Raw genomic sequence first — 12,278 nt, 5'->3', positions numbered from 1 at the left:
TAGTGCAATGTTTCACCCACGTAGGAAGTTTTCAATATTTTTCCGTACAACCGTTGGGGAAATTAGTTGGATATGTTCACCTTTATCGTCACATGTGAAAATGCCTTTGAACACTTCGGGCATGGCATCATACTGTTTCTCTAACTGTTCATTAAATTTTTTAAAACAATCATAAGGATATTTTTCTTGCAGGTAGGGTATCAAAAAAGCTGATCGTAAAATTTCATATTCCTGATAATTATATGGTGTACTTTTTGGACGCTTTTTTAAGATTTCCAACATCTTATTCATTAAAAGTGCAACTTCTTCTTCGCTTGCAAAAGCAGCATATCCTCGAATGGCAGTAAGTCGCATATCCAAATATCGTTCTTTTTTATATACTTTTAGAAAAAAATCCTCCCCGTCCTCTGGCAAGTCAAATACTAATTGCTTTAATAAGCTATTACGTTTTGCAATATCCTTTGTATTAAAATATGTTTCCAAATATGCGTTTGTTTCGTCCAAATAACCTACCTCCATTCTTGAGCTTACAACTTGTTTTTCAAGGTTGCTTCAAGCATACCATCTTCTTATTTCCAAGGTTATTAAGACCTCTATCTAATTACGAAATAGATTCTTTTTCTTGTAGTTTCAAATGATTACGGTACTTTGAGTGAACATTAACTAGCCTGAGCAGTTAGAATCTATCCTATTTTTTATAGAAGCTTTTATATTCTTGGCGAACAATTTGAATAAAATCATTTAAGTAAGGCGGTATATTTTTATCCTTGTGCCAAGCTATTTCTGTATAAATTGGGTTTAAGTTTAAAGGGATTGGTAGTTCTATTAGTGTTCCACTAATAAGCTCTTTTTCTACTACCATTTTAGGAAGTAGAGAAATACCTAATTCTGCTATAACACATTGTTTTATAGCTTCTATACTGACAAATTCAATGACATGCCTTGGAAATATCCCTTCCTGCTGTAGTTTATTTTCAAATTGTGTTCGGTAAGAACAGCCTTTTTCAGTTAATAATATCGTTTCTTGTGCTATTTCTTCTAATGTTAGCTTTTCTGTAAGTTTCAAATGATGGGTTGGGGATACAACTAACACTAAATCCTCTTCTAGTAACGTTTCAGTATAGATTGTTGACATTATTTTTCGAGTATCGGTGATGAATGCCAAGTCTAAATGATCAGTTTGGAGTAGGTTCTTTGCGATTTCACTCGCATGGACTGGTTTAAAGATTAGTTCCACTTGAGGATGTAGCTGTTTAAATGCCCTTAGTATTCTCGGTAGTCGATATGTGCATTGACTTTCTTGAGCACCTATTGTTAAAAATGCGTTTAATTCGCTATCACCTGTTACTGCATACCGCATTTCTACGTCAAGCTGAATTATTTTTTTGGCATATTGTGTTAATTCTATTCCTGCTTTAGTAAGGTATATTCGTTTGCCTAATCGCTCAAATAATGTTGTTCCTAGCTCATCTTCTAATGATTTTATTTGTGCGGTAATACTTGATTGTGCGTAATCTAATATCTTGGCAGTTTGAGTAAAGTTTAACGTCTTTGCTGCGGTTAAAAATGTTTGTAAATGTTTAATTTCCATCTATTTCACCCCTAAATCGAAATTTACGATTGATTCAATCGGTTTGTTCAGCTTTATCGATAGGTTACGTAATTATATACTATAATTATTAAATAAGGATAGATAGGGGTATGAAACATGAAAATTGTAACTTTTATTGGAAGTTCAAGGAATGGCGGAAATAGTGAGCTATTAACAGATATAGTACTGAAAGATATTACGCATAAAAAAATTTATTTAAAAGATTTAGATATTAGACCAATTGAAGATTTACGTCATACAAAAGATGGTTTTCAAGTAATTAAAGATGATTATGATAATGTGATTGAGGAATTACAAAATAGCGACATTGTAATTTTTGCAACGCCAATTTATTGGTACAGCATGTCGGGAATAATGAAAAACATGGTTGACCGATTTAGCCAATCAATACGAGATAATCGTTTCCCTGATTTAAAAGAACGATTAAAAAAAATACGAACAATCGTCGTAATCGTAGGTGGTGATAAACCGAGAATCAAGGGCTTACCACTTATTCAGCAGTTTCAATACACATTTGAATTTTTAGAAATGTCATTATGGTCATATATTATTGGGGAAGCAAATAAACCTGGCGAAATCATGGATGATAAATCCGCATTATCACAAGCTGCTTTGTTGAATGAAAATATAAAGTCACTGCTTTATAAGGAAGGGGAGTAAATGAAGTAAATGAGATATTGCCAGGCTGGAATAGAGGATATAACCGCTTGAATGAACTGTGAAATAGCGGTCCAAACTGAACTTCCTACATTTTATTAACTACTAATCCACTTCTTCTGATGGAAAAACTGTAGGTGAAAACCTGCGACTTATGTGAAGGCTATAGCACGATATATATATAGCTCGACAATCATGGCGTCCTTATCTGGAACCTCTATAATCAGGAACCTGATTATCTTATAAGTCCAAAAGACAGGATTACAGCAACGGTATATCAGCATAACTACCGTTGAACAATGAATGATAAAGACCCATAAGGAATTATAAGAAGAAGAGCCCGCTTTAAAAGCGAGCTCTTTGCTCAGGCATCTTTTAACTTATTAATTAATTCTTCTATATAAGAATCGGTAAAGTGAATATTCCCGTGATGTTGGACGATTCGACCCTCTTTCATGCGTTGATCAAGCCAATCAGTAATAAAGGCAGGGGCATATCCGCCTTGTCCAAATTCCCCGCCAAATGCGATGATGTTCTGATAAATGGATACATATTGATCGTAATTAGTGCCTGGATACGACTTGGTATATAACCAAAACTGCACATCATACATGTCATAGGATAATTCATCTGCATGAAAACTAAAATGGCCTTTCTCTTCGACAATTCGTGTACATATGTTGCGAATTTTTTGTTCCACCTGAGCCACTTCAGTTACCTGAGAGCGCAACTCCTCTAGCAGAGGAGAAAATTTGCCGTGAGCTACTTTATCGAGGGCTTCTTCTTTGTCTTCCTCAGAAGTATCATATTGTTCTTCGCTCACTAAGCCTCTAATAAACTCTTCAAAATTTTCGGCAAGGAAGGTAATCTCATAATCATCTTCTTGATCGACATGAATAACTTCAGGTTCACCATCTCTACCGCATGCTCGATAGTCTAACATGACGACATCATGACCGGCTGAGGGACAATCACAGATTACTACTCCAATGTCTGGATATCCCCATTCTTCAATCATAAACGGACTGCCCAGATCTCCGCACAGGGAATAGCTTTTCTCGCGCCCAATACCCATAATACCGGTAATGGCAATATGATCCTCAGCCCAGGATGTAGGGTCCTCTGTTGGAAAGCAAGTGTTCACTGGCACCCCACCATTTTGCTGCTTCATGAGATAAATATAAGAGGAGGGGAGCTTATAGCCAAGTTCCTTTTCTATAGAATCAATTAGTTCATCCGTCGGGGGATCACATTGATAGGATGTCCTTGCATACTCGCTGTCTTCCCAGAAATCGGTTAAAGACATGTCTGAAAAAGGAATCTTTTTTTCTACGAAGCCACCATGCGCTAACGAAGCTTTCTTTTTAGCAAGCCGAAGTTCTTCTCTTTGTTGCTTCTTCGCTTTATGAGTACACTGTCTCAAAAAGTATTCCGTACTTTGAACACCAGGCTCCAATTGATCACACATGTTGAAAGCTTGAACTGCTTCCTCATATCGGTTTAAATGATAAAGAGCAAAGCCAACCCGATAATGCCATAGAGAATCCAGTTTGCCAGCCTCAGAAATTATATCAAATTGATGGAGCGCTTCTTCGTAAAGCCCCGAATTGTTATAGGCTCTAGCCAATAGGCTAATTAATTCATAGTCTCGCTCTTCTTCAGGAATTGCTAAAAGTGTATCGATAATGCGCTGATGTTCGTCCACTTCATGCCACTCGGTCAATTGATCAATAAGCCTTTGTTCCATGTCTACCTCCAATTGATTATTTAAATAATAACCACATAAGTTTCTGGTGGTCTCTACCTTAAAATAGTAACATCTATAAATGAAGGATTCTAGAATTTTCCTTTATGTTACAACTAGTTGTAAGGCTTATTATTTTTATCCATACATGTTTAGTTCGTTAAAAGTACTGGAGGTAAGTTTAGAGAAAATTATAATTGAATTTTGGATGATATTTTCTATTTTTATAGTTATTTAGAATTATGTTGATTTTTTATTTATGGTATTTGACTATAAAAATATTATTCTTTATTGAGTGAAATTTCCTAATTGTGTTACCATATAGATTAATACATAATTGGAGGAATTATTGTGAAAATAAGTAAAATAAAGTTGTTTTTATTACTAAGTGTATTTTATGTTTTAATACTATCAGCATGTAATCAGGAAGAAGCGAAAGTTGATAATGATAGTACAGTTGAACATGAACAAGAAAAAGTAGAGAGCCTAAATCAAGAGGGAAAAGTAGATGCATCGAATCCAGATAATATAGTAGAAAGTGTTGAGAAAACTACTAATAAAAAAGAGTTTGCTGAAGACAATCATTTAAATACATATTTGACATTGAAATTAAATGATGTTTTAGCTAGAGATCCAAGTATGGATAATAGTGTGTTTGGATATGAGTTAAATTTTTTTATGCAGTTTATTAATCATACAGATAAAGATATTAAAGGATTTATAGCAGAAACATATTTTTATGATATGTTTGATGAGTTAGTATACACTTTAGATTTAAAGTATGAATGGGATACTATTCGAGCAAATGATTCTACGGAATTCAATACTGCTGTTGATTTAAATCAATTCAAAGATGTAGACATGCGTTTTTATAATTTACCATTTGAGAATATGACTTTTAACTACAAAATTAAATCCATAATCTTTACTGATGGAACGAGTATATAAAAAGTAAAGCCTTACAATTAGTTTTGTAAGGCTATTTTTATAACCGAATTCAAGCAAATTTATCCCAAATAATTTTTCAATATAGGACCTAAGTGGGGTTTTTGGAAAGGTAATTACTTCATATATATTTCGTAAAATTTGAAATATTTATTGAAGATGAAGAAAATCCATTTTGTAATAATAATCATTACACTGTTTTAATCAAACAGGAGATAATGGAGGCATTTACAACAAACGAGGTATTTTTGGTAGATTAAAGAGGAGCAGCGCATTCAGTGAAAGCACAAGAGCCTTATGAGTTTGATATTACATCCCACTCATTTTTATTTTGCCTTGATATGTAATTAACTTACTCATTTCAACTACGAAGTGCCTTTTTATTATTCTTAAAATTTTAGTTGATTACTTCATTCTCATTTGTCCCATGATATAGGTAGATGGGGGGTGTTGGCATATGGATTATGAATATACAGTAAAGTTTCACTTCAACGAAAGTCGTGAAGAAGAATATAAAATCAAGAATAATATTGGACAAGAAACATTTGTAGAAGAAATTTTTAATGGGTTCAATGAAAAGTCCTGGTATTCATTTACTGAAACAGAAAATTATAAAACGATATTAATTAGTACGAAAGACGTTTATAAGGTATCGGTAGTACAAGACGTTGTAACATTTGATTAATTTAATGTATTAAGTCACATCCATTTTTGGAGTGGCTTTTTATTATGATGAAGTTAGTCACTGGCAACGACAGGGAGTGACGTAGTACTACGTTAGGCTAAACATGCTTTAGAAAAGATAATTTTTAGTAGGCTAATGGACATAATCGAGTATGATAGTGATAATATTAAGTTTTTTAAAGGGAGATTTACATGAAAAATAGATTTTCAATTGGAGAAATGGCTAAGCTTCATAATACAACCATTAAAACTCTTAGATATTATGATGAAATTGACTTATTAAAACCTGTACATATAGATAGTAGCAACGGTTATAGATACTATTCGACTGAACAATTTGAACAAGTGAATACTATAAATTATTTAAAGGAATTAGGTTTTTCATTAAAGGAAATTAAAAAACATCTGGATCACAGGGATATCAACGGTTTTTTGCATCTCTTAGAGGAACAGCAACGATTAACTGAAGTAAAGATCAAAGAACTGGAACAAATTAACCGCAGATTTCAACATCGAATCAAGGATATAAAATTAGCACAAGAAATAAAGGAATTAGAAGTTCCATTCATAAAGGAAATAAAAGAGAGAAAGATAGTAAGGTTAATGGAAAAAATCAGTTCAGAACCTCAGCTGGAAGTTTCTCTACGACAACTAGAGAATTCATCCAATATGAATTCTTCTATATTTATTGGGGGAGTCGGTTTAACGATTAGTATTCGTGATTTGTTGAATAACAAGTTCAATGAATATAACTCAATCTTTATTTTAGTCGAGGAAGATGATATTCAAAGCCCTTTAGTAACAACTCTTCCTGAAGGAAAGTATGCGTGTATTTATTATAATGGAAATCATAATAATTCTCCTAAACATTATAAATCCTTACTGAATTGTATAAAAGATAATGGGTTTCAAATTATCGGAGACTCCATTGAAAGGACAATCATTGACCATTATATTTCTGAAAGGAAAGAAGATTATCTGACAGAAATTCAAATACCAATAAAGTGTTGACCCTCCCCATACAGGAGGGTTTAATTTTTACTTAGGAACAATTTTCTAAAGGAGAAATTATTATGTTTGGAACAATATTTAATACAATGATGATAATAATCGGAAGCATTGTTGGGAGCGTCTTTAAAAATGGGATAAAAGATGAGTATCATAATATCCTTATGCAAGCTATGGGCTTAGCTGCTATGGGGTTAGGAATAAATGCACTCGTACAACATTTACCTTCGAGCAAATATCCGGTACTTTTTATCGTAAGTTTAGCTATAGGGGGATTAATTGGCCAAAAACTTAATTTGGAATCAAAATTTAATGCTTTAGTTAATAAATATTCTAAAGGCAATTTAGCAGAAGGGTTATCGACTGCTATTTTATTATTTTGTATTGGCACATTATCTATATTAGGTCCTATAGAGGCTGCATTAAAGGGAGATTATACGTATCTACTTGCAAATGGTATATTAGATGGCATTACTTCGATCGTTTTGGCAACTACATTTGGTATTGGAATAGCTATATCAGGAATTGTGTTATTTGTATGGCAAGGTTCCATTTATTTAATTGCTATTTTAATGGGGAGCTCCATCAATAATGATCTTCTAAATGAATTGACAATTATAGGAGGTATATTAATTTTAGCGTCAGGTTTAAGTATTTTGGGCATTAAAAAATTTAATACTTTAAATCTTTTGCCAGCATTATTTATTCCAGTAATTGTATTTTTATTTATCCATTAATTGCTTTTATTATGGATAAGAAATCTTGAACTACTTTTAAAGAGAAAACACACACCAATTTGTAATGAACCAAATTGGTGTGTGTTTTATGCATTAAAATTCATTATTTAACTAACTTATTTAGGAAGGGTAGTATCTCCTTAGAATTAAAAATCTTGTAGTATCGAGAATCACTTATTTTACAGGAGCCATATTGTTGTAGATTACGTCGGCAGTGACTTTTCCAGCAGTAACATCTTGAGATGTATAACCCGAAATGAAGTTTCCAACTTTAAATTCTTTTTGCAATAGTTCTTCTGATGGTTTTGCTGCAGTTGGAGCCCTTTAATCCCTAGTTGGATTTTGTTTGTTACCGTTACCCATAAATCACCGATTTTAAAGCTATTGCTGTTTGCATTGACCTCAGTAATCGTCCCTTCAATATTCACCGCTGAGCCGGTTTTTTGCATATTTTTACTTTTGTTAATGGTAGTGCGTATGAGCCAAGCTTTTTCATGTTCATCGTTGTTTAATGCAGGGGAATTCTGCAAATAAGTTAAAAATACCTCCTGTGCAACTTCTTCAGCGTCCGCCACATTTTTTAACTAGGCGAATGCCACTTTAATCAGACTCTTGGAATATAAGTCCAGTGCCCGATGCAATTCGTCATGAACCTCTAGAGAATGATGCACCCCACCACCCCCTTTCACTTTAAATACAACTGAGGACACTGGTATTTTTCATTGAGAATTAATTTTTTTTAATATTTAGTGGGGAAGTTCATTGTATTTCCCACTGATCTTATCCTTATTTTCTCCTGTAATGATAAAAAAATTTTTTGGCTAATCATTGCCAACTCACAAATGTTACCTCGACGTTACTATGAAACTAAAATGTGCGTACTTTTTTTTACTCTTTCGAGACTACATAATGAGAAAGCAATCAAGTAAAACATATTGGAGGAATAAAAATAATGAATCATTTACAAGATACAATCACATTAAATAACGGGCTACAAATGCCTGGTATGGGTTTAGGTGTTTTTCAAGTAGAGAATGATGCTACAGCAGAGATGGTTAAAAATGCTATAGAGGTTGGATATCGAAGCATTGATACTGCTGCAATTTATGGCAATGAAGCGGGTGTAGGGGAAGGTATAAAACTAGCGCTAGCATCTACTGGTTTACGTCGTGAAGAGCTGTTTATTACATCAAAAGTATGGAATGACGGATTAAGCTATGACGAAACAATTGCTGCATATGAAGAGAGTCTACAAAAATTAGGGATAGATTATTTAGATCTTTACCTTATTCATTGGCCAGGTAGAGATCAGTATGCTGAATCATGGAGAGCGCTTGAAGATTTATATGAACAAGGCAAAATTAAAGCAATTGGCGTATGTAACTTCACTGTAGCACACTTGGAAAAATTATTATCATTTGCTCGTATTAAACCTGTTATCAATCAAGTGGAATTCCACCCACGCTTACAGCAAGTGGAGCTTCGTTCATTTTGTAACAAGCACCAAATTCAACTAGAAGCATGGGCACCTTTAATGCAAGGCGGACTTCTTGAAGATGAAACAATTTCTAAAATCGCTACAAAGTATGGAAAATCAATTGCTCAAGTTATATTGCGCTGGGATGTCCAAAATGGAGTGATTACAATTCCAAAATCTGTGCGTAGAGAACGCATGATGCAAAATGCGGACATTTTTGACTTTCATTTAATAGATGAAGAAATGGCTATTATCAATTCAATGAACCTTGAACAACGTGTTGGACCAAACCCAGATGACTTTGACTTTGCGCTATAAGCATTAAAAAGGAAAAGAGACTGTCTAGTGTGTGACAGTCTCTTTCTTCCCTCATTATGATGTTTGCTGCATAGCGATAGCGATATCTTCATCGCGTTGTTTTAAAACGACATCTTCGCCTTTTTCCTGTAATACTTCAATATGATTTTCGCCCCAAGTGCAAAGCATGTTTAAAATAGGTTCCATGCCTTCTCCATAAGGCGTTAAGGAATATTCAACTTTGGGCGGTACTTGATTAAAGACCTTGCGATCGATTAGTCCAGCTTGCTCTAACTCTCGTAATTGGCTTGTAAGCATCTTTTGTGAAATTTTTGGAATCAATCGTCGAAACTCATTTGTTCGAATTTTACCATGGTGGTTTAAATGACAAAGAATAATCGGTTTCCATTTACCGCCGATTACTTCAAGCGTCGCTTCAACACCAATATTATATAATTTTTGCATTGTAACCTCCGTAATATACAAAAGTAACTAAAAGTACTCTATAGGTCATTTAGGTATGTACTGAATATTACTACACATGCAAAGAAAAATCAAAGGAGATAGTATTTGTATGTCACAATTAAAAAAGCCAAATGCTAAATTAACATTGCTAGCACTTGCAATTAGTGCATTTGGTATAGGGTCCACTGAATTTATCAGTGTTGGTCTTCTCCCGTTAATTAAAGATAACTTTGGTATATCGTTAAGTACAGCAGGCTTAACCGTTTCTATATATGCGCTAGGTGTAACGATTGGAGCTCCATTATTAACAGCTTTCACATCACGCCTCAATCGAAAAACCGTTTTATTGCTTGTTATGGCCATATTTATAGTTGGTAATTTAACAGTAGCATTAGCACCTATTTTCTCCATCCTAATTATAGGACGCATTATTTCAGCATTAGCGCATGGTGTGTTTATGTCTATCGCCTCTGTCATCGCAGCAGAAGTAGTCGAACCAAATAAACGAGCAAGTGCTATTGCCTTTATGTTTACTGGTTTAACATTAGCTACTGTAACAGGTGTCCCACTAGGTACATTTATTGGACAAGTAATGGACTGGCGTATGTCGTTCATCTTTATTGTCGTAATTGGGATTATCGGTTTAATTAGTAATGCGATGTTAGTTCCTAGCCAATTATCGAAAGGCAATCCAATCTCTTTACGTGATATTGGCAAAGTATTAGGTAATATCCGCATGTTATTAATACTTTTCATTACTGCAATTGGCTATGGTGGTGTCTTTGTTGTTTATACGTTTGTTTCACCGATTTTAGAGCAATATATGGGATACTCACCACATGCTGTTGTTGTGATTTTAGTTGTCTATGGGATTTGTGTTGCGATTGGTAATACATTAGGCGGTCATTTCGCTAATAAAAATCCTCTTCGTTCACTTTTTATTATTTTTGTTGGGCTTGCCTTAGCATTACTTGGCATTAGCTTTACGCTTGAATCACCAATTTTCGGATTAATCATGGTACTGCTCATGGGGTTATTTATGTTCATGAATGTCCCAGGCTTGCAATTATATGCGGTTATTCTGTCTGAAAAATATGTGCCATCAGCTATATCCATGGCTTCCGCATTAAATATTTCTGCGTTTAACATTGGTATATTTCTAGGATCATATATTGGAGGCTTTATTATTCGCCATCAATCGTTAGCGCATACACCCATGTACGGATTCTTAATGGTGATGCTTGCAGCGATTGTTACACTCGTATGGTTATTTTTCGATAGAAAGAAAAAATAGTAAGTGCTCTTAACCTCAAGTATATGGGGAGAGAGAAGTTGAGGTAAATCCTAAAAGATATAAATATAGTGTATAAATAGAAAAAAGAAGGCTACTAAGTATTTAGCCTTCTTTTTTTATTGAAGTAATTGTAAGATAACTTCTGGTTGTTTATTCGATTGTGCTAACATTGTTTGGGCAGCCTGTATTAGTATATTATCTTTTGTGAATTTCATCATTTCTTTCGCCATATCTGTGTCACGGATACGTGATTCAGCAGCTTGAAGATTTTCAGATGTATTGACCACTAAATTATATGCATGTTCGAGTCGATTTTGTATCGCGCCATATGTAGATCTGTAATTAGTGATCTTTTCTAAACCTTTGTCTAAACTAGATAAAGACCCACTTGGCGTATTAGGTGGAAGAAGTCCTAAGTTTTCTATCCCCAACCCGTCAGGTTTAACATTAAATAATGGAATCGAGCTATGCTGATTTTCATTAGCACCCATTTGAATTTCAAGTTTTCGAGGTATATAGTCTATATCTTTAATAGTAGTGGTAACTGTTTCAACTATTGAATCAATAGTACTTGTTTCTCTATCGGTAAGTAAGTACACGTCTTTTTTAAAATTAAAACCACTTAATTCAATTCCAAATTCTAGGGTAGCTCCGTTATCAAAATCATTACTTCCCCAAGATGATTGTACAAGATTAGAAGTTAACGATTGACCATTTGTTGTTAATGAATCAGGTTTAACATAGCTTCCACCGCTTAAAAATGAGAAATTATAATCCACTAATTCATTTGATAATTTAAAGATTGTTCCTGAGTCAGGTATTTCAGTATTTGAAGCTGTTTGTCCAATTGGAACTCCTGAGTCTGAAGAAAGTGTATAAAAAGCCCCATATTTAGTGGACAAATTTGTACTAACATTTATTTGTGTATCATCATTCCCTGAATTATTTCTAACTTTAAATTCCGCTTTAAAAGATCCACCATCTGTTGATATAAGCTTTTCAACTTCAATACCATCCTTACTATATACTGCAGAAATTGTGTTTCCAATAATGCTTGAACTTACTAAAGTAAAATCCTTTAGGGTATGCTGAACGCCATTTATCTCGATGTTAATAGTTCTGTCATCCAACGTTCCGAAATCTGGATACTGTCCGAATACAATTCCAGTCGGAGTTAAATTTGTTTGAAAGGATATATTGTCTATCGTGCTATTTTTAATAATATCAAGTTCTTTATATCTAGGGTCAATAACTAGTGTCCTTCCAGTAGTTTTATCATATATAGTAGTTGTCTCTGTATGAATATGTTCATTTTTTTCATAATCATTAAATCCTTGAGTTCCATCTGGGAGTGTAAT

At 33.9% G+C, this 12,278-nt stretch carries 13 protein-coding genes; 7 read left to right on the top strand and 6 right to left on the bottom strand.

Annotation, left to right across the window (positions count from 1 at the left end; all coding sequences use genetic code 11):
* Window positions 1-12: 12 nt before the first annotated feature.
* A complete protein-coding gene (locus ACQKNX_RS11260) occupies window positions 13-504 on the bottom strand; it encodes a hypothetical protein (protein ID WP_427428946.1) in 492 nt (163 codons plus the stop codon).
* A 184-nt stretch (window positions 505-688) separates the two neighbouring features.
* Window positions 689-1,591 (bottom strand): LysR family transcriptional regulator, encoded by a 903-nt coding sequence (locus ACQKNX_RS11255; RefSeq protein WP_427428945.1) that lies wholly within the window; start codon window positions 1,589-1,591, stop codon window positions 689-691.
* Window positions 1,592-1,708: 117 nt separating this feature from the next.
* Here ACQKNX_RS11255 and ACQKNX_RS11250 point away from each other — a divergent pair, with 117 nt between their 5' ends.
* Window positions 1,709-2,272, top strand: coding sequence for a flavodoxin family protein (locus ACQKNX_RS11250; protein ID WP_427428944.1), 564 nt, complete (start codon window positions 1,709-1,711; stop codon window positions 2,270-2,272).
* Window positions 2,273-2,633: 361 nt separating this feature from the next.
* Here the strand turns inward: ACQKNX_RS11250 and ACQKNX_RS11245 are convergent, their stop codons facing one another.
* Entirely contained in the window at window positions 2,634-4,016 is a 1,383-nt protein-coding gene (locus tag ACQKNX_RS11245) for an SMI1/KNR4 family protein (RefSeq protein ID WP_427428943.1), read from the bottom strand.
* 348 nt (window positions 4,017-4,364) lie between these two features.
* Between ACQKNX_RS11245 and ACQKNX_RS11240 the strand changes: the two genes are divergently transcribed.
* The 4 genes from ACQKNX_RS11240 (at window position 4,365) to ACQKNX_RS11225 (ending at window position 7,387) form a co-directional block, all read left to right on the top strand.
* On the top strand, window positions 4,365-4,961 hold the full coding sequence (locus ACQKNX_RS11240) for a hypothetical protein (RefSeq protein ID WP_427428942.1): 597 nt from the start codon (window positions 4,365-4,367) through the stop codon (window positions 4,959-4,961).
* A 454-nt stretch (window positions 4,962-5,415) separates the two neighbouring features.
* On the top strand, window positions 5,416-5,643 hold the full coding sequence (locus ACQKNX_RS11235) for a hypothetical protein (RefSeq protein WP_401009339.1): 228 nt from the start codon (window positions 5,416-5,418) through the stop codon (window positions 5,641-5,643).
* A gap of 191 nt (window positions 5,644-5,834) precedes the next feature.
* Window positions 5,835-6,653, top strand: coding sequence for a MerR family transcriptional regulator (locus ACQKNX_RS11230; RefSeq protein WP_427428941.1), 819 nt, complete (start codon window positions 5,835-5,837; stop codon window positions 6,651-6,653).
* A gap of 62 nt (window positions 6,654-6,715) precedes the next feature.
* Window positions 6,716-7,387, top strand: coding sequence for a DUF554 domain-containing protein (locus ACQKNX_RS11225; protein ID WP_427428940.1), 672 nt, complete (start codon window positions 6,716-6,718; stop codon window positions 7,385-7,387).
* Window positions 7,388-7,590: 203 nt separating this feature from the next.
* Here the strand turns inward: ACQKNX_RS11225 and ACQKNX_RS11220 are convergent, their stop codons facing one another.
* Entirely contained in the window at window positions 7,591-7,962 is a 372-nt protein-coding gene (locus tag ACQKNX_RS11220) for an RNA polymerase sigma factor (RefSeq protein ID WP_427428939.1), read from the bottom strand.
* A 374-nt stretch (window positions 7,963-8,336) separates the two neighbouring features.
* Between ACQKNX_RS11220 and ACQKNX_RS11215 the strand changes: the two genes are divergently transcribed.
* Complete coding sequence (locus tag ACQKNX_RS11215; RefSeq protein WP_427429190.1) at window positions 8,337-9,182, top strand: aldo/keto reductase; 846 nt, start codon at window positions 8,337-8,339, stop codon at window positions 9,180-9,182.
* A 54-nt stretch (window positions 9,183-9,236) separates the two neighbouring features.
* Here ACQKNX_RS11215 and ACQKNX_RS11210 read toward each other — a convergent pair whose 3' ends face one another.
* A complete protein-coding gene (locus ACQKNX_RS11210; protein ID WP_401009331.1) occupies window positions 9,237-9,626 on the bottom strand; it encodes a winged helix-turn-helix transcriptional regulator in 390 nt (129 codons plus the stop codon).
* A 109-nt stretch (window positions 9,627-9,735) separates the two neighbouring features.
* On the opposite strand from ACQKNX_RS11210, the gene ACQKNX_RS11205 reads away from it, so the two are divergent.
* On the top strand, window positions 9,736-10,920 hold the full coding sequence (locus ACQKNX_RS11205) for an MFS transporter (protein WP_427428938.1): 1,185 nt from the start codon (window positions 9,736-9,738) through the stop codon (window positions 10,918-10,920).
* A 116-nt stretch (window positions 10,921-11,036) separates the two neighbouring features.
* Here the strand turns inward: ACQKNX_RS11205 and ACQKNX_RS11200 are convergent, their stop codons facing one another.
* The gene (locus ACQKNX_RS11200; RefSeq protein ID WP_427429189.1) at window positions 11,037-11,411 is read right to left on the bottom strand and encodes a flagellin; all 375 of its coding nucleotides are present in this window, start codon (window positions 11,409-11,411) and stop codon (window positions 11,037-11,039) included.
* Window positions 11,412-12,278: the final 867 nt, after the last annotated feature.

Source organism: Lysinibacillus sp. NPDC093712 (assembly GCF_050280025.1).
Classification (GTDB): domain Bacteria; phylum Bacillota; class Bacilli; order Bacillales_A; family Planococcaceae; genus Lysinibacillus.
The sequence above is the reverse complement of the archived record's forward strand: the minus strand, read 5'-3'. Positions and strand labels throughout refer to the sequence as shown.